General features: G+C 72.2%; 19 protein-coding genes. 9 read left to right on the top strand and 10 right to left on the bottom strand.

Annotated elements, in window-relative coordinates:
- Positions 1-135: 135 nt before the first annotated feature.
- A complete protein-coding gene (locus tag ACWCPI_RS13700; RefSeq protein WP_451038292.1) occupies positions 136-1,539 on the bottom strand; it encodes a M1 family metallopeptidase in 1,404 nt (467 codons plus the stop codon).
- A gap of 39 nt (positions 1,540-1,578) precedes the next feature.
- Between ACWCPI_RS13700 and ACWCPI_RS13695 the strand changes: the two genes are divergently transcribed.
- Complete coding sequence (locus ACWCPI_RS13695) at positions 1,579-2,079, top strand: hypothetical protein (protein ID WP_451038291.1); 501 nt, start codon at positions 1,579-1,581, stop codon at positions 2,077-2,079.
- Between the two features lie 201 nt (positions 2,080-2,280).
- Here the strand turns inward: ACWCPI_RS13695 and ACWCPI_RS13690 are convergent, their stop codons facing one another.
- Positions 2,281-2,982 (bottom strand): pentapeptide repeat-containing protein, encoded by a 702-nt coding sequence (locus ACWCPI_RS13690; protein WP_451038290.1) that lies wholly within the window; start codon positions 2,980-2,982, stop codon positions 2,281-2,283.
- 185 nt (positions 2,983-3,167) lie between these two features.
- Here ACWCPI_RS13690 and ACWCPI_RS13685 point away from each other — a divergent pair, with 185 nt between their 5' ends.
- The gene (locus ACWCPI_RS13685; protein ID WP_451038289.1) at positions 3,168-4,328 is read left to right on the top strand and encodes an NAD(P)-binding protein; all 1,161 of its coding nucleotides are present in this window, start codon (positions 3,168-3,170) and stop codon (positions 4,326-4,328) included.
- A gap of 64 nt (positions 4,329-4,392) precedes the next feature.
- The gene (locus tag ACWCPI_RS13680; protein WP_451038288.1) at positions 4,393-5,373 is read left to right on the top strand and encodes a zinc-binding dehydrogenase; all 981 of its coding nucleotides are present in this window, start codon (positions 4,393-4,395) and stop codon (positions 5,371-5,373) included.
- Positions 5,374-5,481: 108 nt separating this feature from the next.
- Here ACWCPI_RS13680 and ACWCPI_RS13675 read toward each other — a convergent pair whose 3' ends face one another.
- Complete coding sequence (locus ACWCPI_RS13675) at positions 5,482-8,652, bottom strand: Tat pathway signal protein (RefSeq protein ID WP_451038287.1); 3,171 nt, start codon at positions 8,650-8,652, stop codon at positions 5,482-5,484.
- 169 nt (positions 8,653-8,821) lie between these two features.
- Positions 8,822-10,228 (bottom strand): NAD(P)/FAD-dependent oxidoreductase, encoded by a 1,407-nt coding sequence (locus ACWCPI_RS13670; protein ID WP_451038286.1) that lies wholly within the window; start codon positions 10,226-10,228, stop codon positions 8,822-8,824.
- A gap of 18 nt (positions 10,229-10,246) precedes the next feature.
- Here ACWCPI_RS13670 and ACWCPI_RS13665 point away from each other — a divergent pair, with 18 nt between their 5' ends.
- Together ACWCPI_RS13665 and ACWCPI_RS13660 are read left to right on the top strand one after the other, a co-directional pair.
- On the top strand, positions 10,247-11,170 hold the full coding sequence (locus ACWCPI_RS13665; protein WP_451038285.1) for an aminoglycoside phosphotransferase family protein: 924 nt from the start codon (positions 10,247-10,249) through the stop codon (positions 11,168-11,170).
- 9 nt (positions 11,171-11,179) lie between these two features.
- On the top strand, positions 11,180-11,659 hold the full coding sequence (locus ACWCPI_RS13660) for an N-acetyltransferase family protein (RefSeq protein WP_451038284.1): 480 nt from the start codon (positions 11,180-11,182) through the stop codon (positions 11,657-11,659).
- Between the two features lie 22 nt (positions 11,660-11,681).
- Here the strand turns inward: ACWCPI_RS13660 and ACWCPI_RS13655 are convergent, their stop codons facing one another.
- Both ACWCPI_RS13655 and ACWCPI_RS13650 read right to left on the bottom strand, forming a co-directional pair.
- The gene (locus ACWCPI_RS13655; protein WP_451038283.1) at positions 11,682-13,439 is read right to left on the bottom strand and encodes an HEXXH motif domain-containing protein; all 1,758 of its coding nucleotides are present in this window, start codon (positions 13,437-13,439) and stop codon (positions 11,682-11,684) included.
- 13 nt (positions 13,440-13,452) lie between these two features.
- Positions 13,453-13,623, bottom strand: a complete 171-nt coding sequence (locus ACWCPI_RS13650; protein ID WP_451038282.1) for a hypothetical protein — start codon at positions 13,621-13,623, stop codon at positions 13,453-13,455.
- A 188-nt stretch (positions 13,624-13,811) separates the two neighbouring features.
- Between ACWCPI_RS13650 and ACWCPI_RS13645 the strand changes: the two genes are divergently transcribed.
- The 4 genes from ACWCPI_RS13645 to ACWCPI_RS13630 all read left to right on the top strand — a co-directional run bounded on the left by ACWCPI_RS13645 (position 13,812) and on the right by ACWCPI_RS13630 (position 17,357).
- Positions 13,812-14,114, top strand: coding sequence for a trypco2 family protein (locus ACWCPI_RS13645; RefSeq protein ID WP_451038281.1), 303 nt, complete (start codon positions 13,812-13,814; stop codon positions 14,112-14,114).
- A 4-nt stretch (positions 14,115-14,118) separates the two neighbouring features.
- Positions 14,119-15,231, top strand: a complete 1,113-nt coding sequence (locus ACWCPI_RS13640; RefSeq protein WP_451038280.1) for an effector-associated domain 2-containing protein — start codon at positions 14,119-14,121, stop codon at positions 15,229-15,231.
- A gap of 111 nt (positions 15,232-15,342) precedes the next feature.
- Entirely contained in the window at positions 15,343-15,534 is a 192-nt protein-coding gene (locus ACWCPI_RS13635) for a hypothetical protein (RefSeq protein WP_451038279.1), read from the top strand.
- A 17-nt stretch (positions 15,535-15,551) separates the two neighbouring features.
- Entirely contained in the window at positions 15,552-17,357 is a 1,806-nt protein-coding gene (locus ACWCPI_RS13630) for an HEXXH motif domain-containing protein (RefSeq protein WP_451038278.1), read from the top strand.
- 116 nt (positions 17,358-17,473) lie between these two features.
- Here ACWCPI_RS13630 and ACWCPI_RS13625 read toward each other — a convergent pair whose 3' ends face one another.
- From ACWCPI_RS13625 to ACWCPI_RS13610, 4 genes are all read right to left on the bottom strand, one after another.
- The gene (locus ACWCPI_RS13625; protein WP_451038277.1) at positions 17,474-17,707 is read right to left on the bottom strand and encodes a hypothetical protein; all 234 of its coding nucleotides are present in this window, start codon (positions 17,705-17,707) and stop codon (positions 17,474-17,476) included.
- Positions 17,708-17,938: 231 nt separating this feature from the next.
- Complete coding sequence (gene fxsT, locus ACWCPI_RS13620; RefSeq protein ID WP_451038276.1) at positions 17,939-21,850, bottom strand: FxSxx-COOH system tetratricopeptide repeat protein; 3,912 nt, start codon at positions 21,848-21,850, stop codon at positions 17,939-17,941.
- A 343-nt stretch (positions 21,851-22,193) separates the two neighbouring features.
- Positions 22,194-23,615 carry a VMAP-C domain-containing protein gene (locus tag ACWCPI_RS13615; protein ID WP_451038275.1) on the bottom strand — a complete coding sequence of 474 codons (1,422 nt, stop codon included), beginning with the start codon at positions 23,613-23,615 and terminating at the stop codon, positions 22,194-22,196.
- Positions 23,616-23,792: 177 nt separating this feature from the next.
- Positions 23,793-25,028, bottom strand: coding sequence for a wax ester/triacylglycerol synthase domain-containing protein (locus ACWCPI_RS13610; protein WP_451038274.1), 1,236 nt, complete (start codon positions 25,026-25,028; stop codon positions 23,793-23,795).
- Position 25,029: the final 1 nt, after the last annotated feature.

The following is a 25,029-nucleotide window of genomic DNA, read 5'->3' as shown; positions in this document are numbered from 1 at the left end:
CCGGACGTGTTGGCCGCCGGTGATCCACCGGTCGACTCGCCGCAGGTGCCGGAGCGGCGGTTCAAGCACGGCGAGGCGGTACGGGCGGCCGGTGCGGCGACGCGGGGGCGACCGGCGGCGTGAGGACGGGCCGTGTCAGGGCCGGGCGGGTTTCCCTTCGCCGTACAGCCACTCCTGCCAGACGGGGGCGAAGTCCTCGTCCGGCGCGCTCTTCTCCACGTACGCCGTGAAGTCCGCGGTGTCCGCGTTGCCGTGCCGGTGGGCCGCCGCCCAGCCCTGGACGATGTCGTAGAAGGCGTCGTCGCCGACGGTCTGGCGGATCTTGTGGATGACCATCGCGCCGCGCTGGTAGACGGGGGCGTCGGAGATGTGCGCGGCGCCGGCCGGCTCGGCGGGCGGGAAGGACCACAGGTCCTCGTGCTCGTCCTCACCGTGGTCGTACAGGGCGTCGAAGGTCTTCTGCGCGCTGTCCCCGCCGTCGTCCTCGCGCCACAGCCACTCCGCGTACGTCGCGAAGCCCTCGTTCAGCCACATGTCCCGCCAGCTCTTCGGTGTCACGGAGTTGCCGAACCACTGGTGCGCCAGTTCGTGGACGAACAGCTCGGTGTCGGGGGCGCCGGGGAAGACGGGGCGGTTCTGGGTCTCCAGAGCGTAGGCGGCGGCGTTCTGCGGGGCGATGACCGCGCCGGTGGAGGAGAAGGGGTAGGGGCCGAAGTTGTACTCGGCCCACTCCATGATCTCGGGGAGCCGGTCGAGGACCTTGCGGCTGGAGTCGGACTGCGAGCGGACGACGGCCGTGTGGACGGGCAGTTCCCCGTCGGCCTCGGTGGCGACGGTGGAGCGGCGGATGTCGTAGTCGCCGATGGCCAGCATGGCCAGATAGCCGGCCATGGGCTCCGCGGTGCGCCACCGGAACGTCGTACGGCCGTCGCGGGTGGACCGGTGGGTCAACTCCCCGTTGGAGACGGCCTGGAGCTTTTCGGGCACGGTGATCGCGAGGTCGTACGACGCCTTGTCGGACGGGTGGTGGTTGCCGGGGAACCACGCCATCGAGCCCGTCGGCTCACCGAGCGCGAGCACGCCGTCGGCGGTGGGGAGCCAGCCCTCCTCGGAGCCGTCGGGGTCGGTGATGGTCTGCGGCGTGCCGGAGTAGCGGACGGTGATCCGGAAGGTCTCGTTCTCGGCGAGGTCGCCGTGCGGCCGGACGACCAGTTCCTGGCCGTTACGGCTCCAGCGGGCGCGCTCGCCCTCCACCTCGACCCGCTCGACGTCCATGCCCTTCAGGTCGAGGTCGAATGCCGAGAGGTCCTGGGTCGCGCGGGCGGTGATCTCGGCGGTGCCGGCGAGGCGGCGGTTCTCGGGGGTGTAGGCGAGGTCGAGGGCGTAGTGGGTGACGTCGTAGCCGCCGTTGCCGGACCTGGGGAAGTACGGGTCGCGCAGGCCGGAGCCACCGGGGCTGCCCTCGACGCCGCCGGCGCACGCGCTGAGGACGAGCAGGGCGGAGGTGACGGTCAGGGCAACGGGCGCGAAACGGGACACGCTGTGATCCTATGAGGACGGGCGTGACACCATCCCTACGTGCTCGACATCGGCTACGCCCTCTCCACCCGCTTCCCGGACCCCCCGCAGACGGACTACCGTCGCGCGGACGTCCGCGCCCTGCGCCATGACCTGTTCTGCGGGGACGTCTACCTCGCCGACACCAAGGCGGACCGGGAGTTGTCCACAGCCTGGGGATGGGTGCCGGTGCTCGACTTCGCCTGGGCGCTGTGCGACATCGCCGAGCGGCTGGACCGGGACCCGGCCGGCTCCCGTGCCTCCCGCCCGCAACGCGCGGAACTGGACTTCACCGAGTCCACGGACCGCATGCTCTTCGAGCGCCGCTTCGGCTGGGTGGACATCGAGGCGGACTGGATGCCCGCCGAGGAGCCCCCGCTGACCTTCTCCCACTCCGAACTGCGCCGCGAGGCCCGCGACTTCCTGCACGACCTGATCGCCGACCTGATCGACCTGCACGAGGACCTGGGCGAGAACCCGGCGATCTGGACGCTCCAGGCCCGCTTCCCCCGGGTGGTTTAGGACCTGGAGCGACGACAACGAAGGAGCCCCTCCCGTTCGCCAACGGGAGGGGCTCCTTGTCAGAGCGCCGGGCAGGCCTTGCACCTGCATTTCCCCGCAGGAAGCGGGGCGTCTTTCCTTGGACCACCAACGCAGCACCGTCCGCCGGGAGTTCCGGCGAGCAGCTCAAGATCCAGCATACACGCCCTCCCTGCCCCTTCCCTACTCCGCTTCCACTCGCAGCCCCATCTCGGCCGCCAACGCCGGGGCGAGATCCAGCAGTTGCGAAGGGCTGATCACCGCCCCCGCCAGCCGGTCCACCCCCCTCGCGATGTTCAGTTCGCCCGCCCGTCGCAGGTCCACGTCCGTCAGCGTCGCCCCGCTGAGGTCCGCCCCCTTCAGCGCGCAGTCCACGAACTCCACCCGCTCCAGCCGGGCGCCCGCGAAGTCCGGCTCGATCAGGACACAGCCCTCGAAGACGATGTCTCTGAGCCTGGCCTTGCGCAGGTTCAGATAGTCGATCTTCCCGCCCCGGACCACCACCCGCTCCAGCACCGAACCGTGCAGCTGCACCCCGCCGAGGCGGGCGTCGACCAGCTCCACATCACGCAGGGTCGACTCGGCGAGGTCGGTGCCGACGCCCCGCAGGCCCGTGAGGAGGGAGTCGAGGATCCGGGCGTGCCGAAGTCGCGTCTCGTCCAGGGCGCAGCCCCGCAGCGCGCAGTCCATGAAGCGGGCGCCCCCGCCGTCCTGCCCGGCGAGGTCCTCCTCCCTGAACTCCAGGCCGTCGTAGTCGCCGTCCGGCTCCAAAGCGCCGTCCCTGAACGGCTCCAGAGCCGGCAGCCGCACCTCGGGCCGCCGTGCGCCCTTCACCACGCCCCGGCCCGGACCGCCGCCGCCCTCACCCATCGCTCTCCTCGCCATGACCCCATGCTGCCCCCCGCCACTGACAATCCGTCTGACCTGCGGCGACGCCATCGATGTCACATTCCGCGGCCTCGATCCGTCGTAGTCGCAGAGTCGTAGTCGACAAGGGTCGTGCGCGCAGGAGCCGTACACACAAAGCGACAGCACGAAACGCGACCCCGAGCAGAGGGAGCAGTCCAGCCATGCACCGCATCACCGTGATCGGCGGCGGCTTCGCCGGGCTCACCGCGGCCATCACCGCCGCCGAGGCGGGCGCCAAGGTCACCGTGCACGAAGCCCATTACACCTTCGGCGGGCGGGCGCGTACCGCCGAGGGCCCGTACCGGACGAACGAGGGGCCGCACGCCCTGTACAACGGCGGCCCGCACTGGTCCTGGCTCAGGCAGCGCGACCTGATCGGGCCGCTCGCGCCGATCCCGCCCCTGGAGGCCGCCCGGTTGCGGCTGCGGCACCGGGGCGCCCTGCGCCGCACCCCGCCCTTCGCCATGCTCAAGCTGCTGCGGCGCGGCCTGCCCGAGGCACCCGTCGACGTCGACTTCATGACCTGGGCCACGGGCATCGCGGGTGAGGAGGGGGCGCGTGCCGCCGCGCACTACTGTGCCGTCGCCCTGTTCCACCACGACCCCGGTGCCCTGTCCGCCGCGTTCGTGCAGGAGCGGCTGCGCCGGGCCACCAAGCTGCCTCCGGAGGCGCACTACCCGAGGGGCGGCTGGGGGACGCTGATCGACCGGATGACGGCGCGGGCGTGGAACCTCGGGGTGCGGATGGAGACCCTGTCCCGCGTGGACGAGCTGCCGACCGACACTCCCGTCGTCGTCGCCACCTCCCTCGCCGCCGCCCGCCGCCTCCTCAAGGACGACTCCCTGACCTGGACCAGCGGCCGTACGACCCTGGTCGACCTGGCCGTGCGCACCCGGCGCGGGGACGCCTTCGCCGTCTCCGATCTCGACGCGACCGGGTGGCTGGAGCGGTTCACCGCGCAGGACCGCACCCTCGCGCCGGCCGGCGAGCAGCTGATCCAGGGTCAGATCCCGCTCGCCCCGCACGAGTCGAAGGCCGACGGCGTCGCACGCGCCGAGCAGCTCCTCGACCTCGGTTTCCCGGGTTGGCGCGAGCGCGTCACCTGGCGGCGCGAGGCCGTCGCGAGCGGCCGTACCGGCGCCGTCGACCTGCCCGGCACGAGCTGGCGCGACCGTCCGGCCGTGGACCGGGGCGACGGCGTCTATCTGGCGGGCGATCAGGTCGCCGCACCCGGCGTGCTGTCCGAGGTCTCCTTCAACAGCGCGCTCACGGCCGTCTCCTTGGCACTCGGCCGGGACGCCCTTGACCTCAAGCGGGCTTGAGGTCGAAGAGTGGGTTCCCGGCACCACCCCGGCACCACCCGGCGCACACCCGATGGGGGACCCTATGCACGCCATCCGCCTGCACGCCTTCGGCCCGGCCGAGAACCTCACCCACGAGTGGGTCGACGACCCGGCACCGGGCCCCGGCCGGCTCCGGGTCGCCGTGGCGGCGGCCGGTGTCCACCTCCTGGACACGGCCCTGCGCGAGGGGGTGCGGGGCCCCGCACCCCGGCTGCCGACGCTGCCCACGATCCCCGGCCGCGAGGTCGCCGGAGTCGTCGAGGCCCTCGGTGAGGGGGTCGCCGGGTCGTGGCTCGGCAAGCGTGTGGTCGCCCACCTCGGGTTCGCGCCGGGCGGCTACGCCGAACTGGCCGTGGTCGACGTCGACCGCGTCCACGAGATCCCGGCGGGCCTCGGCTTCGCGGAGGCCGTCGCCATGATCGGCACGGGACGTACGACGATGGGGATCCTGCAGTTCGCCGAGCTCGGGCCGGATGCGGTGGCCGTGGTCCCGGCGGCGGCCGGCGGCATCGGCAGCCTGCTCGTGCAGTACGCCAAGAACGCCGGTGCCGTGGTCGTGGGGCTGGCCGGAGGGCCGCGGAAGGCCGCCCTCGTGCGGGAGAACGGCGCCGATCTCGCCGTCGACTACACGGTCCCCGAGTGGCCCGGGAAGGTACGGGCGTTCCTCGGAGGGCGACAGGCCACCGTCGTCTTCGACGGCGTCGGCGGGGACGTGGCCCGCGAGTCGGTCGCCCTGCTCGGGCCGGGCGGCCGGCACCTCGTCTTCGGCTGGTCGGGACAGGGACTCCACGACGGCGGGCCCTACCTCGTCGACGGCGTCTCCGAGCAGGTCCTCGGCCCGGTGATGATGCGCAGGGCCGGCGGCCCCGACCCGGTGCGGACCCTGGAACTGCGCGCCCTCGCCGAGGCCGCCGCGGGCCGCCTCAGCCCGGCCGTGCAGCGCTTCCCGCTCGCCGAGGCGGCGGCGGCCCACCGCGCCCTCCAGACGCGCGGGACCATCGGAAAAGTGGTTCTGGAGCCATGACCACCGGGGCGGGCCCGCCTCCTTTCCAGGAGCGGCACCCGACCGTTCGGCACGGGGGAGGGGCCCCGCCGACCGCGGAGCCCCTCCCCCACCCCATGCCGGAGGCGATCAGCCGACCGCCCTCGTCGCCTTGCTCACCGCCGCCCCGTCGTGGTGACCGGTGCGGTGCGCGATCACCTTCACGGTGACCTTCTTGCCCTTCTGCGCCGCCTTCAGCACGAACGACGACCTGGTCGCGCCGCTGATCGCCCTGCCGTCGGCGTACCACTGGTACGAGTACGTCGTCGGCGCGGGGCTCCACGTCCCCTTGGCCGCCTTCAGCGTCTTCCCGACCTTCGCGGTCCCGCTGATCACCGGCGCCTCGGTCGCCTCGGGCGCAGCGCCCTTGGCCACCGTGACCGGCGCCGAGGTCGCCGATCCGCTGACCCAGCCGGCCTTGACCGCGGTGACGGTCACGGTGAGCTTCTTGCCGACCAGCGAGGCGGGGACGGTGTACGTCGCCGCCGTCGCCCCGCTGATCGCCGTGCCGTTCGCCTTCCACTGGTACGTGTACGACGACGGGGCCGCCGACCAGCTTCCGGGCGAGGCCGTGACCTTGGCGCCCGTCCTGGCCGTGCCGGTGACCTCGGGTGCCGCCGTGTTCTTCAGCTCGGGCCGCGCGGTCACCGTGAACGAACCGCGCGGGAACTCCCAGCCGCGCGTGTACACGCTGACGCTCCAGGTGCCGGTGGCCGCGCCGGTCAGGTCGAGGGTCGCGGTCACCGTCCGGTTGTCCGCGGAGACCGAGTCGGCTTTCGCCGTGATCGTCCTGCCGGCCTGGCTGAGCCGGACGGTGACGTCCGGGCCGAGCGCGGTGCCGGTGACCGTGAGCCGCACCTTGCCGCCGGCGGCCCCGGTGTCGGGGCTGACCGCGGTGACGGTCGTCTCCTGCGTGCCGCAGACCGGGGACGTGCAGGTCAGCTCGGCGCTGTAGGCGGTGCGGGGCGCCTTCTCGGGCAGGCCGAGGAGGAACACCGTCGGTGTGCTCTCCTGCGAGGAGCCGAGCGCGTCGCAGTCGTAGCCCTCCGGGATGTAGTGCGTGCAGCCGTTGGCCCAGGTTTTGGTGTTGTACAGCACGGGCACCGCGGTGCCGGCGGCGCCGGAGGTGTCCTTGATGTCGGTCTCGAAACGGTCGAACCCGGCGGTCGGCAGCGCCGCGCACACCGCCGTCCGCGACTCGTCCAGGGTCCCGGTGATCGGCCCGTACCCGTACGCCACCGACGGCACCTTCACGCACTGCGGCGCGGGCCCGTCCGCGGTCCAGACGCGCAGGGCGTCCAGGCGGTACTCGGGCGCCGCCTTCAGCGTGACCGGGGTCTGCACCAGCACCTGGTGCGTGGTGGACCCGGTGACCGCGCAGGAGGTGTTGCGGAAGGAGCACTCCACGCGGCCGTCCCCTGCGACGACCGCGCTGTTGGCGGTGCCGAGGGCGTCCCGGACGTTGACGTGCACGACGTCGGTGTCCGCGGCGGTGGTCACCTGGTGGCAGTCGAGCGTGCCGGGACCGTCGTACCCGCTCTTCACTGAGGGCCCGCCGACCTTCGCGGCCGTGGTCCTGCGGCAGCCCGCCGCCGAGGCGCTCGCGGTGACGTCCCGCCGGGTCAGGGTGTACGTGGCCGCCTCGTCGCGGCCGGTGACCAGCACGGTGTGGGCCTTGCCCGGGGTCAGCGAGCAGATGCTCCAGCCGTTGGTGCTTGCGTAGCGCTGACAGACCCGCTTGCCGTCGGCGTCCAGCACCGAGAACGCCGCGGAGGCGGTCCCGGCGGTGGCGGCCAGCTGGAACACCTCGGCGGCCGTGTGCGCATCCGCCGGGATGCCCAGGCAGTGCGAGAAGACGCCGTCACCGGTGGTCAGCGTGGCCTTCGCGCCGCCCGCGCCGAAGCTGCCGGCGGGCAGCACGGGACAGCCCCGCGCCACGTCGGTGCGGTGGAAGGCCACCGCGTAGGCGCCCGTCGCCGAGTCCCCGCCGTCCTCGGTGTGGACCAGCGCCCGGTAGGGAGCCGCCCCGGTGAGCGCGCAGTCCCCGCCCCGCAGCTCGTCCGCGCCGCACTGCGGGGTGCCGTCACGGTCGAGGACCTCCACCTCGGGGGTCGGTCCGGCCGAGGACAGCGAGGTGAGCGCGGCGATCCGGGCGCCCTGCGGGACGTCCAGCGTCAGGCAGTCGTACTGCCCGACCGTGCTCACCTCGCCCCTGTGCAGGCCGAGTCCGGTCGCCACACACCCGGCAGTGGAGGCCCGGTCCAGGACCACCGGGTACGCGCCCCGGCCGACGACGGCCGTGTAGGTGCCCGGCTTCTTGACGGGGCACGGGTCGGCCCCGTAGCGGCACACGCTCAGCCCGTCCGCGTCGTACACCCGGGGCACCCCGACCTCGCGGTCCGCGCTCACCGAGTGCACGGTGTACGGGCCCGCCGCGGACGCGGTGAAGGTGACACAGGGGCTGGTGGCCGGTTGCTGCTGCCCGAGCGGGCCGAACGCCCGGACCGGGGTGGTGGTGCAGCCCTGCGGGTCGTTGAGCCGGCGCACGCTCACCTCGTACTCGGCGGGGAAGCCGCCCTCCGCACGCCACACGGTGGAGATCACCCGGTACGGCCCGTCACCGGGCAGGACGCAGCTGTCCTCGTCGTCCTGCGGGAACCGCTCACAGATCCGGGCACCGGTCGCGTCGGTGATCCAGGCGAGGGAGTCGCCGTACGTCTTCGTGCCGTGGCCGAGCCGGACCCGGTCACCGCGCTCGCCCCGGAAGGGCTGGCAGTCGACCTCCACCGGGCTCACGGTCCGGCGTGCGATGTCGGGCTGGTCCCAGTGGGTGCCGACCGGCTCCGCGCAGCCCTCGGACGAGCCGAGCGGCACGAAGGCGGCGACGGTGGCCGCGTCCTCCCAGCCGGTGTTGAGGACCTTGAACGTGTAGGTGCCGGCCGCGGGCACGTCACACATGCCGTCCGTGGCGTACCCGTCGCCGTGGCAGTCCACCTGGCTGCCGTCGGCGGCGAGCAGCTGCCTGGTCATCGCGTTGCCGTGACCGTCCTTCGCCGGTGCCAGATACAGGCCCGGTGTCTCGACGGTGACGGTGTAGCAGACGCTCGCGTCGGGTGGGACGGTCGCCTTGCCGACGGCGTCCCCCGGGTCGCCGAAGGGCGCGAGCGCGAGCGGCGCGCACTCCTCGCCGGCGGCGACGGCGGGGCCCGCCCCGGTCCAGGTCAGCAGTGCGGCGAACAGCGAGACGATGACGGCGAACACGGCCGGCGACCCGGCCGCCCGCCTGTGTCTCGCTGACGGACAGGAAGCGTCGTCGGACACTCAATCCCCCCTGGATCATTGGTCGTTGAGGGGATGGTCGCACACAGGTACGACAACGCACGCATGAGTATCCGGGACGAGGGCCGGCGAAGGTTTCTCCGGTTTCTCGTCAGTGCCGTCCCGCCACCCGGTCGGCGATCCGCGCCAGCCTCGACGACTCCGCGCGGTTCCGGGCGTACTCCCGCCGGTCCGCGGCCCGGTACGTGGCGTACAGGCCGTGCACCCCCAGCCAGCGCAACGGCTCCGGCTCCCAGCTGCGCACCCTGTGCCCGACCCACGGCAGTGAGGTGAGCCCGGTCGGCCCGCCCTGCCCCGAGTCCAGTTGGACGAGGTCGCGCAGCGTCCGCGCGGCGAGGTTCGCCGTCGCCACGCCCGAGCCGACGTAACCGCCCGCCCAGCCGAGCCCGGTCGACCGGTCCAGCGTCACCGTGGCACACCAGTCGCGCGGCACCCCGAGCACACCGGACCAGGCGTGCTCGACGCGCACCCCGGCCAGCGACGGGAAGAACCCCACGAGGAGGTGCCGCAGAGCCGCGACGGTCTCGGGCTGCGTCCGCCCGTCGTTGTCGGTCCTCGACCCGAAGCGGTACGGCACACCGCGCCCGCCCAGCGCGATCCGTCCATCGGCCGTGCGCTGCGCGTACATGTAGGCGTGGGCCATGTCGCCGAGCGTCTCCCGCCCCGCCCAGCCCACCGACTCCCACTGCTCGTCCGTCAGCGGCTCGGTGGCGATCATCGAGGAGTTCATCGGCAGCCAGGTCCGCCTCTCCCCCTTCAGCGCGGCCGTGAACCCCTCGGTGCAGCGCAGCACGTACGGGGCGCGGACGGTGCCGTAGGGCGTCACGGCGAGCTTGGGCCGGATCTCCGTGACCGGCGTCAGCTCGTGGACGGTGACCCCGAGCGCCTCCACGGCCGCGGCGAGGCCCTTCACCAGTTTGACGGGGTGCACCCGCGCCCCGTGCGGCGTCCACGTCGAACCGACCGCGTCCGCGACCTTGATCCGCTCCGCGGTCTCCCGCGCGCCGTGCAGCACCCGGTCCTTCTCGCCGTACGACGACTCGTGCTCGTGGAAGGCCCTCAGCCGCGCCCACTGGGCGGGCGTACGCGCCACTTCGAGGACGCCGCCCTTGTGGACGTCGGCGTCGATGCCCTCGGCCGCCGCGACCCGGACCACCTCGTCGACGGTGTCGTTCATGGCCCGCTGGAGCCGTACGGCCGCCTCGTGGCCGTGCAGCTTCGCGTACCGGTCACGGCCCGCGATGCCGTTGTACAGCCACCCGCCGTTGCGCCCCGAGGCCCCGTACCCGCAGAACTTCTGCTCCAGGACGGTGATCCGCAGGAAGGGGGCCGCCTTCTTCAGGTAGTAGGCGGTCCACAGTCCCGTGTACCCGCCGCCCACGATCACCACGTCCGCACGGGCGTCCCCCGCCAGCGGCTCGCGCACCTCGGGGAGGCCGTCGTCCGCGTACCAGAAGGAGATGCCGCCGTTCACCGCACCACTGACCGAGCTGCTCATGCGAGGACGTTAATTCGGGTGAGCCGATCGCGGTACACCCGTAGGGTCCGCAGGGTGATCGACGTCCCTGAGAAACTCGCGGCGGTACAGGCGGAGGTCAACGGTGACGAGGGGCGGGCGTTCATCGAGCGGCTGCCGGACCTGGCGGCACAGTTCCTCGACCGCTGGGACCTGCGCCTCGACGGCTCCTCGATGCACGGCTGGTCGGCCCTGATCCTGCCGGTCACGGCGGCCGACGGCACCCGGGCCGCGCTGAAGCTGCAACTCCTCGACGAGGAGAGCGCGGGCGAACCGGTGGCCCTGCGCGTATGGGACGGCGACGGGGCGGTACGGCTCCTCGACCACGACGAGGCAACCGGCACCATGCTGCTGGAACGCCTCGACTCGGACCGCATGCTCGCGCACCTCCCGGACGTCCACGAGTCCGTCCTGGTCATCGCCCGTCTGCTGGCCCACCTGACGTCCTTCCCCGCGCCCCACGGCCTGCGCCGACTCGGCGACATCACGCGGGACATGCTGGAGCAGACCCCCTGGGCGCTGCGGCGGATCCCGGACGCGCAGACCCGCCGGGGCGTCGCCGACTGGGCGGCCGCCGTCCGCGAGGTGGCCGACGAGCCCGGCGACCGCCTGCTGCACTGGGACCTGCACGACGAGAACGTCCTGGCCTCGGCGCGCGCCCCCTGGCTCGCCATCGACCCCAAACCGCTCGCCGGCGACCCGGGCTTCGAGCTGTGGCCCGCCCTCGCCAACCGCTTCGACCCCGCCGACGTGCGCTGGCGCTTCGACGCCATGACCGACGTCCTCGGCCTGGACCGGGCACGCGCGCGTGCGTGGACGTACGGCCGACTCCTGCAGAACCTGCTGTGGGACGTCGAGGACGGCAAGGCACCGCAGGAGGAGGATCTGGAAATCGCCCGGCGCCTGCGCGAGCCGCGCGGCTAACCTCACGGGATGATCCGCACCGCGACCCCTGACGACATCCCCGCCCTGCACTTGCTGATCCGCGAACTCGCCGAGTACGAGAAGGCCGCGCACGAGGCCAAGGCGACCCCGGAGCAGCTCCACGAAGCCCTGTTCGGCGACCGCCCGGCCGCCTTCGCGCACATCGCGGCCGACGACACGACCGGCGAGACGGTCGGCTGCGCGATCTGGTTCCTGAACTTCTCCACCTGGCGCGGCGTCCACGGCATCTACCTGGAGGACCTCTACGTCCGCCCCGCCGCCCGCGGCGCCGGCCACGGCAAGGCCCTGCTCACCGAACTGGCCCGGCTGTGCGTGGAGCGCGGCTACCAGCGCCTGGAATGGGCCGTGCTGAACTGGAACGCCCCGTCCATCGCCTTCTACGAGTCCCTCGGCGCCCGCCGCCAGGACGAGTGGACGGTGTACCGCCTGACGGACGAGGCGCTGACGAAGCTGGGCAGCGGCCTCTGACGGGGCCCCTGCCCGCCCGCGCTCAGCGGGTCCCGTCGACGCCCGCGAGGGCACGGGCCACGTGCAGCGGGTCGGCCCGTTCGGCCAGTTCCGCGTACAGGGCCATCGCCCACTGCGGACGGCTCAGCAGAACCTCACCCGCCGGGTCGCCCGCCGCGCGGGCCGCCAGGCCGAGCCCCACCCAGGTCTCCGGTTCGCCGTCGCCGTGGACGATGCGCGCGTGGCAGGTGCTCAGCGCCTCGGCCGTGCGCCCCGTGACCAGGGCGATGTCCTCCGGCCGGGCCCCGCTCACCGTGCCACCCGGGTCGCCGCGCAGAGCGTCGAAGCCCTCGGGGTGGGCCAGGGACCAGCGCAGCAGGGCCGCGCGGGTGTCGAAGCCGCGCACCGGCGTGCCCGGGGTGAGTGTTCCCTCGTGTGTGGGTGAAGGGAGCGGAGCGCCGTCGGCGAAGGCCGTGGCGAGGGCCCGGGCCTCCCGTGGGTCGGGGCGCAGGTGGTGAGCCCGCCAGGTCGCCCGGTGGTCCGCGACCGCGAGTTCGGCCGCGGACCGGGCCCGAGCGTCCACCGGCTCGTCCAGCCACGGTTCCAGACGCCGGGACAGCTCGGCCACCAGGCGGCGGCCCAGGTCGGTCAGCCCCTGCGCCCGGGAGACCGCGTCCAGCGCGTATGCCGTCTGGGCCCGCCACAGCGCGAACTCGAACTGCGCGAGCGCCGAGTCGCGCCGCCGCCAGAACCCGGTGACACCGAAGAAGGCGTACACGCCCTGGAGCAGTCCCCCCAGCGGCCGGGGATCGTCGCGCCACGGGGCGTAGTACAGCCGGGTGCCCGGGCCATCGGGGCCGTCGCGCTCCGCCCGGTCGTCGTACAGCGTGAACAGGTGCATGAAGGCGCTGAGCTTGTTGTGCTGGAACTCGTGCACCAACGTGGACGCGAACTGCTCACCGTCGTCCGGCATCGACGCCAGCGCCGCGCCGAACGCGTCGCCGGAGGAGGCGCTGTGCGGCCGGAACCGCTCCGCCCGTGGCCGCGGCACCAGCGAGACCAGCCCGAGGGACAGCGCCCGAGCCTCCTCGCAGCCGGTGCCGCGAACGATCTCCCAGGCCTCTTCGAACACCTCCTGCCAGCACTCGGGGCGGTCCAGGGGTTCGGCGGACGTCGGACGGCGCAGGGTGCGGTAGGGATCGCTGTCGTCCAGCAGCAGCGTGCACCCGTCGGCGCGCAGCCGCGCCAGGGCATGCCAGTCCGGTCCCGCCAGGTGCCGCCCCGCGATCCGTACGCCGTCGGCGTCGGCGGCGACCTCGGCCGTCGCCCACCGCACCGGTCCGGGCACCCGCATGGCCCCGAGCGAGGGAAGCACCGCCCAGCCCTGCCGGACGGGGACAGTCGTACGGAATTCGAGGCCGGCGTGGATCGCCGCGCAGGCCGCGATCGCGTGCAGGTGACCGGTGTCCACCCACAGCGGGGCGTCGTCCTCGGCAGCCCCCCGCAGCCGGCGCAGGGTGTGCGCCGCCCACACGCCCACGGCCGGATAGGTCAGCAACCGCTCGACGATGTTCTCGTCCACGGCCCGGGCCCGGGAAAGCAACTGCCAGCCGTCGGCCAGCGGGGGAAGAGGTCCGGTGGGTACCGAGGAGGCCGTGTCCAGCAGCGCCCGGACGACGAGCAGCCGCCAGCTGCGCTCGCTCGTTCGCAGGGCAGCGACGGTCCCGGGACTGCCTCCGCCGCTCAGCAGCTCGTCGAAGGAAACGGAGGACAGCGCGTGTCGACGGGTGGTCGGCTGCATGGGGGCCGAGGGCCTACGCGTCGCGCTGGGGGTTGTAGCCGCCGAGGCTGCTCGCCGGATCGTCGATACGGCTCAGGAGCCGGCGCATGGAGCCTTCGACGCCGCGGAGGTCGAGGGACGGCCAGGCATCCAGGGGGATCTCGCTGAGATCGATCAGCTCGGACTCGACCGATGACTTCTCCATGACCCGTCCCTGTGCAGTGAAGGCGCTACGAGGAATGCGATGCTTAACCAGATATGCCTGAAAATCAGTCTTTCAGGTGGTTTCAGACCGCTTCAGCACCCTAATGCATCACAGGAATCGCACGGCGCGACAGCGCGCGACCGGCCCTCGATCGAGTGACGACAGGGCGCGGCGGGTAGGCCCCGTATGTGATTGAACTCGCGGAGATGATCGAGGAGTTGCGCAGAGAACTCACCGCCGCGCGGGCCGCCGCGGCGGGCGAGGACCTCTACTTCGAAGTGGGCCCGGTGGAGGTGGAGGCCGCGGTGACGGTGGAACGGTCGGCCACGGCCGGCGGAAAGGTCCGCTTCTGGGTGGTGGAGGCCGGTGCCGACGGCCGTTCGGCTGACAGCGTCACCCACCGGATCAAGCTCACCCTGGACCCCCGCACCCGCAGCGGCGGCGGACGGCCGCCGTGGGTGAGCGGCGACGAGGCCGAGCGGGAGCGCTGAGCCGGTGGGCGGAACGGGAGGACGCCGCGGGCTGGACCCCGTGCGGGTGGCCGAGGTGATCACGCGCGGTTCCCACGGCCCCGGACGTCGCGGGACCGGCTACAGGGTCGGGCGGCGCTGGGTCCTCACCGCGGCACACGTCGTCCGGGACACCGACCCGGCAGCCGCACGGGTACGGTTCGAGGCCGACCGCGCCGACGAGTGGACCGTGTCCGCAGACGTGGCGCTGGTGGCCGACAAGGCCGATGTGGCGCTCCTGGAGATCACCGGAGCAGTGCCGGCGGGCGTGCACGCGACTGCGGCCGAGACCTCGCCCGCGTTCGGAGCCGTGCCGGACACGGACGACGTGCTGCCGGTAACGGCCATGGGCTTCCCGCGGTTCAAACTCCGCGAGCACCGGATGCGGCGGCTCGACGACGGATCACCGTCCCAGTACCGCGACTCCTGCCACGCGTCCGGCCTGATCTCAGTGCTGTCCAACCGCCGCGAAGGCACCCTGGAGATCGCCGTCACCCCGCCCGGGACGGACCCCGAGCCGGACCGCTCACCCTGGGAAGGCATGTCCGGCGCGGCGGTCTGGCACGACGGCACGCTCATCGGCCTGGTCAGCGCACACCACCGCACCGACGGGCCGGGCCGGCTGGCCGCCGTCCGCGTGGACCGCTGGTACGACCTCCTCACCGCCACCGAACTGGCCCTGCTGCACGAGCACGCCGGTCTCCCCCCGTCCGCGGACCAACTGGTCCGCTTCTCCTGCCCGCCCCCCGGCACGACACCCCGGTTCAGCCTGGCGGGCCTCCCGGACGATCTCCCCCTGCGCGAGATCAACGGCCTCGTGGACGCGTTGACCGCCCTGCCCACGGTGAGCGACCGCACGTCCCTCGCTCTCGTCCTGGCCGGCATCGACCCGGTGATCGCCGCCATGAGCCTGCGCTCTCCCGCCCTGCGGCCGGATGTGTTCGGGATCGTGAGGACATGCCTGCGCTATCCCGGCACTCTCGACCAACTCCTCGATGAGATAAGGCTGTTGGAGGGCAACTCCGCCGGGATGATCCGCGTGGACCAGGAGGCGGCGGCGCTGTCGCGCAGCCATGGCCGGTCCGAGGAAAGACGCTGACCTGATATCGCGGCGCCCTGAGAGAGCGGTGTTTCATCCTCCGCACGACGGGCCATCATCAGGGGGATGTGGGCAGATCGCATCGACGAACCAATCGGGGAGGGAAGGGGATTGGCCGTCATCGAGCCGTCTGTGGCCACCGTCGAGTCCAGCCTTGTCGATCTCGCGGGGGTGTCTCTTGAAGCGCTGCGCTCCATCGACGGTCGAGTTCTCGCCGCTCCACTGGAGGAGCTGCGGCAGCGCATCGACCATCCGCAGGCCAGCGGGGGTGGCGACTTCAACCCGGCGGAGCGCTTCGACTGACGACGCCGGGGCCGGCCATGAGCACTGAGCCGTCCCTGCCCCACCACCACCTGCCCGCTTCCTGTTTGGCCGAACTGCTCCGGGGCGAGGGCGGGCCGGCCACCGTGGACGTCCTGCTGGGCGCCGAACGCAGCCGACGGCTGCTGCTCCTGCGGATGCTCGACGACGCCACGGACCTCGGCCCCGCCTGGGACGTGCTCAGCCGAGCGCAGCGGCGTGCCCCGGCCGTCGTCGACGATCTGCTCATGTACCCGCAGACGGGCATGTGGCTGGCCACGGCGTTGCGCCGGCTGCGCGGCACGGCACCGAAGGACGAACCTCCGCTGGGGGTGGTGCTCGGCCACTTCGCGGCCCTGGCCTCCGCGGCGGCGCTGCGCGCGGGCCTTGACTTCGCCCTCGACGTGCCGGTGTGGCACGGCCGGGTTTCCCTGCCGACCCTAGGCTGCGCCGAACTGCCCGTGCCCGAACCATGGACGACGGCCACGGTCCGCGCCTCCTCGGGACGAGCGGCGATCGAGACGCGCGAGGCGTCGGTCGCCTTACCGGACCCGCCGAACTCACCGAGGCCCGGTTGGCATCCGGTACGCCGGGTCGCAGTCGGCCCGCCGGGACGCCGGCTGAACCTGACCCTGGACGACACGGATCCGTTCCGGACCTATCCCCTGCCGACCGTGCCGCACCCGGTGTCCGAGCAGGCGGCGGCGCGGTGGCGGCAAGTGCTGGGCCAGGCATGGGACGTACTGCTGCGTGAACTTCCAGGAACCGCCGAGGCCATGCGGCGAGGCATGCTGTCGCTCACCCCGACCACCGCTGGAGAAAGGTTCCGGCCACGCAGCGTGTCAGCCGGAGACGCCTTCGGCGGGATGGAGGCATCGGAGCCGGACGACGCCGTTCAGCTGGCCGCCACCTTGGTGCACGAGTTCCAGCACACCAAGCTGGGCGGACTGCTGCACCTGACTCCCCTCCTGAACGGCAGCCCTGGGGAGACGGGGGAACTGTGGTACGCGCCCTGGCGGGACGACCCGCGCCCCATCGACGGGCTGCTGCAGGGCATCTACGCGTTCATGGGCGTCACCGGGTTCTGGCGCGCGCGGCGCGCTACCGCCACCGCACCGAACGGCTTGCAGCACTTCGAGTTCGCCCTGTGGCGGACCCATGTGGCGACCGCGCTGGAGCAGATCCGCGGGCACGCACGTCTGACCCCTGTCGGAGCGGCCCTGCTGGACACGCTCCGCGACCGCTGCGCCGAGTGGCTGCGGGAGCCGGTGCCCGAGGCCGAGTCGGCCCTGGCGAGGTTGTGCAACGACTACCACGTCGCCCGCTGGCGGGCCCACCACCTACGTCCCCCCGCCCCGGCGGTGGACGAGGCGGTGCGCGCCTGGCTGACCGGCGCGAGCGGACCGCCCTCCTCCCTGTCGGTCGAGCCGGTCATCGTGCCCGACACCTCCGCACACGGGCTGGACAGCATGGCGACACTGGTCCGCCATCGCCTCGTTGACGCCGCCGACGGCCGTGCGGCACCCGAGGACCCGGAGAAGGCCGCGGCCGAAGTCACCGGCGCCCTGCCCGCCGACGCGCTGCTCGTGGCCGGTGACGCCGACTCGGCCCGCCATGCCTACGTCGCCCACCTGACGGCCCACCCGGGCACGGCCGGAGCGTGGGCCGGCCTGGGCCAGGCCCTCAGGTCATCGGGCTTCGCCCCCGGCGCGGCACACCTCCTGTGCCACCACCCGGAACGGGCCCGAACGGTCCACGAGGCCGTGACCCGCACCACCCACCCCGCACCCGACCCGATCCGACTGGCGACATGGCTGCGTTCGTGACGCGGCGTTCCCTTTTCCTGCCCGGAGGACCTCGAAAAAGGGCATGAGAAAACCCCCGGTGACTTTCACACCGGGGGCCATTCGAAAGAAAATGATCTAGCCTTCGCGAGAATGGGTCAGGACTCCCTGCCCTTGTCTTTCTTCAGCCACTTCACAAGACCGCCGCAGACGCCGCCGAATACGGTGGCCGCAGCCGCACAGCCCGCCACCATCGGCCCGTCCTGCTGAGCCATCTCCCACACCATCACCCCCACAGAACCCGCACTGGCCAGCCCTGATACGCCCGAGACCGACCAGGCGGCCGCCCTCACCACGCGCTGATAGGGACAGTCCACAGCATCGTGCGCCATTACAGAACACCTTTCATCCACCCCCCGGTGATCCCGAAATCAGGGAAAGGGGTACCCATACGAGAAGTCAGGGTTTCGATCGGAACCTTAGCCGACCGCCAAGCCGGAACTTTACCGCTCCGCGCCCCCGATCGGAAAAGCGCGATACACGCTCGGGAACGCAAGTATCGATGGAATGAAATTCACCGTGGGGCGGCACTCCTGGCGCCGCCCCACGGGCCGCGCGTCATATCACAGCGGCATCGGATCGATGTCGCAGTTGGCCCGCTCGCGGGCTCGGGTCTGCACCGTCGCGGGGTGCGGTGCCGTCTGGGCGGAGTTCCGCCGCGGCTCGTCCAGGACCCGCTCCATACGTGCCAGGGCATCCGCCCGCAGGGCCTCGCTCTCGGCCTCCTCACCGAGGGCGAACAGGTCCAGGGAGAGGTTGGCCGCACCCACGAGCGTCGTGGGGTGGTCCTCGCCCAGCCTCGTCCGGCACCGCTCCAGCGTCCTGCGGCCCAGTTCACAGGCCTCGGTCACCCGCCCGAGGGCGCTCAGATCGCTCGCCAGGTTGATGGCACAGGCCAGAGCCATCGGATGGCTCGCCCCGAGCCGTCCGGTCAGGGACTCCAGTGCCGCCTGGTCCAGTTCCTTGGCCTCCTCCCCCCGGCCCAGCAGCCGCAGGGTCACCGCGAGGTCGACGTCGGCCGCCAGCACGTGCGGATGGTGGGGCTGGAACAGCGTCCGGAACCGCTGCGACGTGGTCCTGCCGAGCTCCCGTGCCGCCTCGAGGTCCCCGTTGTGCCGCAGGGCCACCGACAACGCGAGTGCCGCCGTCAGGGCCTCCGGGTGCATGTCGTCGTAGCGGCGGACGAACTGGTTGTACGCCTCGCGCGCCAGTTCCAGCGCGGTGGCGTGGTCCCCCTCCTTGCGGCAGGCCTCACCCAGCTGGCGGACCGTCCCCAGCGTCGAGGGGTTGCCGGCTCCGAACTCGGCCCGGAAGCCGTCGACGACCCCCTGCTGCCTGGACCGCGCTCCGACGTAGTCACCGGTCTCGCGCACGTCGATGGCGATGCTGCCCTCGGTGATCAGGGACTGTTGGTGATCACGGCCGAACAGACGCGTTTTCATCTCGTGCGTGTGTTCGTCCAGTTCCAGCGCCCGCTGGAACTCCCCGACCAGCCGCAGACTCACCCCGAGGTTGTGCGCGGTGCTCAGCGTCGTCGGGTCGTCCTCGCCGAAGGCGCGGCGCGCCCGGTCGTAGGCCATCTCGTCCAGCTCGGCACCGGCGGCGAAGTCCCCCTGCACCCGCCGTACGGCCGCCTCCAGCATCAACGTCTCCAGAGCGTCCTCGCGGATGTCCTCGCGGCCCTGCGGCGCCGTACGGGCGTAGACGCCCTTCATCCGGGCGACCAGCTCCGAGGCGTCGTCGTAGCGGCCCACCTTCAGGTAGAGGAAGCCGAGCCACCACGCCATCAGAAGCGCCTGCTGGTCCTCCTCCCCGAACTTGCGCTCCCACGTCTGCCAGGCCTGCTCCGTGAACTCGAGTGCCACCTTGTGGTCGCCCCAGTACCAGAGGTACTTGGCGACGTTCATCACCAGTTCCCGCACCCACGGCTGATCCGACTCGATGGCGCCAGAGGCGATGACATGGCCGTACAGCTCGGCGTACCGCGGCCAGTTCGCGGGCTGATTGGGGCCCTTCGGGTCGGAGGCGGCCAGGAGGGTGTGGGCGCCGTTACGCATGCGGGTCTGTTCCTCGGGTGTCATACGGTTGATCAATACCGCCTGAACCAGCCGGTGCATCTCGATCGAGTTCGTGCGGTGGTCTATCCGGGCTAGTGAGTAGCGGTTGATCTCCCGTACGGCGCGTGCGAGCCGCATGGGGTCGTTCAGGGCGCGGTCGAGATCGGGGTCGATGCTGCCTCCGCCGAGGCCGGAGAAGATGGACCGGGAAATGGGGTCCGGCGCGAAGTAGGAGCACAGCTGCAGCAGCCGCAGCGCGGTCGGGCTGCGCGTCTGCAGATGGTCGAGGGAGACGTTCCAGGCGGCCGCCACGGGCAGCTGGTAGTCCGGGGGCGGAGAGACCTCCAGCAGTTCACTGCGCTTGTGCTCGAACAGGCGGAGGTACTCCGACACGGGCATGCCGGTCTCTCCACGCCAGGCAGCGGCCTGTTCCAGAGCCAGCGGCAGGTCGCCGAGGGCCTCGGCCAGGCGGTCCGCCTCGCCGTCGTCGAGGTCGTTCCCGGCCGGTCCCGAGCGACGCAGCAGTTCCTTGCTCTCCGCCCGGGTGAAGACGTCCACCTCCAGGGAGTGCCCGTGGCCGCTCACACTCCAGCGACGGTTGCGCGAGGTGACGAGGATGGTGCCACTGCCACCGGTCGTGGCGGGAAAGTACTCGCGGACCCGCTCGGGGTCGTCGGCGTTGTCGAAGATGAGCAGCCAGCGGGAGTACGGCCGGCCCTCGCGCAGCGCCTCGCGCACCGCGGGACCGGCGATGTTGGCCTCGGCGCTCGTGCTCAGGCCGAGCCGCTGGGCAAGCTCCACCAGCGCTTGGCCGATCTTGCCGGGGCGCTCGGCGGGAATCCACCACACGATGTCGTACTCGGATTGGTGGCGGTACGCGTACTCGATCGCCAACTGGGTCTTGCCGACACCGCCCATCCCGTGCAGAGCTTCGGGGAGCACGGTGGTCATACCCTCCCGCAGGCGTTCGCTCAGTCGCTCCAGAAGGTCCACCCGGCCCGTGAAGTTCGGGTTGCGCGGCGGGATGTTCCCCCAGATGCGCGGCTGCGTCGATCGCCCGCCCTCCACTGCGGGCTGCTGCGTGGTCGCCATCGCCGTCGCTCCTTCTGAAGATGTCCGGCCCCCGGTGGGCCTGTGTTCGACAGGGTGGGGAATCTCGCCTGTGGCACGACCGCCCGATCCCTTGCTCAGGCTGACCGTGTTCTGCCGGTCGTAGGTCCGCAGTGCCTGCGCCAGGCGCTCGGCACGGGACAGGAAGCGGCCGGACAGTGCGCGCAGAGCGGCCAGTTCCACGCGCAGGAACGCCACGTTGCGCCGGGTCACGGGCGGTACTTCGGCCGCCTCGAACAGGTCGTCGGCGGTGGGCAGGACCGGATCGTCGCCCTCCTGGACATGCGTGAGCAGCTTTCGCACGTCGTGCAGCACACGAGCGGTGTCCCTGCGGCGGGCCAGCGCCAATAACTCCTGGCGGATGTTCGGACCGAAGGCGAAGGCCACACCGGCCGCCCGCTCGGCGTCCGTGCCCGCGGGCCGCACGAGTCCGCTCATCAACAGCTCGGTGAGGTGCGCCGGACCGGCGCCCGGCACGGAGGCGGTCACGGCTCGCATCGCCGCAAGAGTCAACGGCGCCGCCGCGAGCCTGGTGGCCAGTGCGAAGGCGGTGGGAGAGGCGGCGGCGCGAAACTCCGAGATCCGCTCCCGGGGCGGCACGGCGCTGGCGGGATCGGGCACGTCCTCGATCCACGGCACCGCCCGCGCGGCGTCCGCCCGCCGCTTCCAGTCGCGGGCACGCACGCCCGATGTCTCCAGCCAGTCGCGGGAGCGCCCGGCCACCAGGTCCGTCCAGCCTGACAGGGAGCGCTCGGTCAGCTCCAGAACGGGGACGGGCACCACGCCGTCACGCGCGGCGGGGTCGTCGACGGGTTCGAGCGGGGAGGTGCGCAGTTCCCAGCGCAGGGATGCATTGCGTGCCCAGGGGTGCTCGGCGAGCAGCCCCATGCGGTGGACGTCCAGGCCGGTGCGGAACCACAGTCGCTGCGGCAGCAGATGCAGGATCGCCAGCGGCTCGTTCCGTCCGAGTTCACGCAGCAGTGGTAACACCGCGTCCGACCGCCACCCCGCGGCGAGTCCGTCGGTCAGCACCAGCACCACCCGGCGCCCGGAGCCGGCGGGCGGGAGGTGCTCGTGCTCCAGCCGGATCCGTTCCGGCTCGGTGTCGTCCGAACTCAGCAGCCGTAGCGTGGTGACCTCGCCCAGCCGCTCGTCGTGGGTGAGTGCCTCGGCCAGTCGGCCGACCGTCTCGTCCCAGACCCGCATGGTCACGTGGTCGTCCAGGACGAGCAGCACACCGGGGCGCGTCGGCGAGTCCAGTCGCTCCAGTTCACTCAGGATCCGCACCACCACGTCGACTGATGCCATGTCAGATTCTGGTGCTGGTACCGGGCGTGGGCCGTGGTCACACTGCATGAGCGCTCTCAGAGCGTCCGGTGATGCCGGAGGGCGAGCGGAGGGACGGAGGAGGCACTGAAGAGGAGTCCCGCAGTCCGCGGGCATGCGTGACATCCACGTGCCAAGACTGGCAGCGGTCCGCGTACCTTGCAACATGGGGCACAAGCCACAAAGCACCGTGCCACGAGGTGGGGCCGGCGCGCACGTCGGCGGCGTTCTCACCGCGTGGGTGAGTCAGGAACCCGTGGGCGTCACCCCCTCTGCCGTGCAGCGATCGCGCGCTCCACGACCGCGTGCCGCACAGCACGGCAGGCTACGCCGGCCCGGGCGGGCTCGGCTTGCGCTCCGGATCGTCGAGCAGGATGGCCAGATGGCGTCCGACATGCTGCCCCCAGCCGCCCGGGCCGAGGGCCAGCGCCTCCTTGCGCCACTTGCCGACACGCTCGGCCAGACTGCCCAGCCCCCGGTCCTCCAGGATCTCGCCGATGGCGTCCTGGAACGCCGGGTCGGAGCAGTCGTTGCGGTGCCAGATCATCGCGGGCACCCCGGCCCGCAGCCCGGCAAGGACCTCGCTGCGTCCGGTGCCCGAGTCATCGCCGGGCGGCTCGCTGAGCACCAGGCACACCGCGCGGAGGTCTTCCTTGAGTTCACGCTCCAGGTGGAAGAAGTACGCCCCGTCCTCCTCCGGGCGGCTCCAGTGCGGATGGCTGTCCGCCGGGCGTTCCCGAAGCTGGCGCCACTTGTTGTGCCAGGGCCGGTGCCAGGCGGCCCGCTGCAACCGCTCCAGGCTGCGCACCACGACCGGGTAGTCCAGGGCAAGTGGTGTGGGAGAAGAGGAATCAGACTCCTTGGACCACCACTCGACCGGCTCGTTGAGCAGTTCCCACGGCAGGACGAATTCGAGGATCACCGGCTGCCGCAGATCGGCCCACTTCTCCTCGACGTCCTCGATGAGCCGCTCCACAGCCGCCGGCAGCTCTTCCCTGGTCAGACGAACGGTCTCGCCGCGCACGGGATGCCAGCCCTCCGAGTCGGACTGACGCCAGTGCGAGAGGTAGTAGTGATTCGCCTCGACCCGGTCCGGCTCGAACTGGATGAGCAGATACGCCGGTACCAGGGAGGGCGCCGGCTGCAGGAACTCCGAGTGCTGCCAGTCCGCCAGCAGGTCGGCCACGCCCAGGTCCGTGGCCGTGGCGCGATTGAACCGGCGCAGCACTTCGGCGGCGTCGGGCCGGCCCTCCTCGACGAACCGGTCGGCGGCGAGCGCGAGGAAGGCCATGCTGGGCGGGAGTTCCCCGACCGGGGAGTTCTCGCCTGCCAGCCGCAGGAAGACCTGCCACGCCGTCTGGCACCACACAGGCAGCTCCTGGACCCGTGAACGGCTCGCGCGCCGCGTCATGGCGGCCAGGTCCGAGGACGGCAGGGACGACAGAACGGGCCGCAGCTCGCCGAGGTCGGCGTGGTTGAAGAAGTCGACGGCTTCCCACTCGTCCACGAGCGGCCACAGCGCGGCGACCGTCACCGACTGCTGCTCCACGTACTCCAGCGACCGTACGAGGCAGGCCAGGCCGTCGCCCACCTCGGTGCATCTCTTCACCACATGCAGCAACCAGGGCCGCAGCCGGTCACTGCCGAAGGGCTCCACGGGAGAATCCAGTTCGGCAGCGAGTATCTCCCGCCATAACTCCCGGCTGCCCGCCTGATTCACCGTGGCCGCACCCTGGAGGGTATCCACGATGGAGACAACCAACCTGTTGCGAACCCGCTCCGGATTACGCACCCGCCCTGCCACCCCGTTACCTCCAGACAGCCGCCAAGACGCCCTGATGGTGCCGACCAGGGTACGGCCGACGTATCGGGCACGGCAGGAAGTCGGCCATGCCTGGCGAACGTTGCCTGCGGGTCAATACACCTAGGACACCGCGACCGCCTTCAGGTCCTGCGCGACCGCCTCCCCCAACATCCCCGCATCCCCCGCACGCAAGTGGCTGACGACAGTCAACGTGTAGGCGTCGCCGGTGTGGACGAGGCAGAGGTTCGCCGTGCCCGGCGGTGAGAGCTGCGGCAGCGGCACGACCCGCGAGAGCGGACGGCCGAGCAGGTGGCTGGGGTTGTCCCGCCACTTGAAGGCCGTGCACAGACTCGTGGTCACCTCGGGACGCGCCAGGCTCCTGGCCATCACCCCGGCCAGCCACGGCACGGCACGGGCGACGGCCTGCAGCATGGGCAGGATCGCACGGTGGGCGTCGCTGCGGTGCTGGAACGCCGCGACCAGTTCCTGGCAGGCGCGCAGGCGGGCGATGGGGGACTCGGTGTCGACGGGCAGCGGGACGCGCAGCGCGGTGACCCCGTTGCCGAGCCGCCGGGCGTTGTCGCGGGTGCGCAGGTCCACCGGCACGGTGGCGTACAGCGGGGCCGGTCCGGTGGGCCAGGCGCTCAGCGGCCCGTAGCAGGAGCGGAGAGCGCCGGCGTACGTGCTCAGCAGCAGTTCGTTGAGCGTGGCCCCGCGCCCGTCCGCCGGCTGTCGACGGGCCGCGCGCATCACCTGCGGGTCGAGTTCGACGACGGCCACCGACGGCCGCGCCTCGCCGGCCGGGACCACGGGCAGGCGCTGACCGAGAGCCCTGACGCGACGCAGTTCCCCGCCGACACCGCGCGGACCGACCCGGGGCCGCTGCCGCGCCGTCGCGGACGGGTCTGCCGCACCCGGCCCGGGAGGACCGGTCGGTACGGCGTCGTCCATCAGCAGCCGGAAGAGAGTCTCCAGGGACCGGCCGTCCAGCAGGGCGTGGTGGCCGAGCAGCACCACGGCGAGCGGGGTGACCAGCAGCCGCCACGGGGGGAGACCGGGTGGCAACGGGTGCCTGACACCGTCGGAGAGCAGCGCTTCCAGGTCCTGGTCCGTGGCGGTGATGTGCGCGGCGGGATCGAACGACGGGGCCGCCCTCCACCGGTGGCCCCACAGCACCCGGGGCCCTCTCGGTGGCTGGACGACCAGGCTCATCCGCTCCAGTGCGCCCCACCGCTCGCGCACCCGGGCCCGCACCTGCCCCAGGTCGAGCGGCCCTCCGGGAAACATCGCGGCGATGCCGATGGTCCCCGGCATCCCGTTGCGCAGGTGCCCTTCCTCGACCGCCGTCAGCCTCATG

Source organism: Streptomyces sp. NPDC001920, from assembly GCF_053594495.1.
This window is presented reverse-complemented; position numbering and strand designations above follow the sequence as displayed.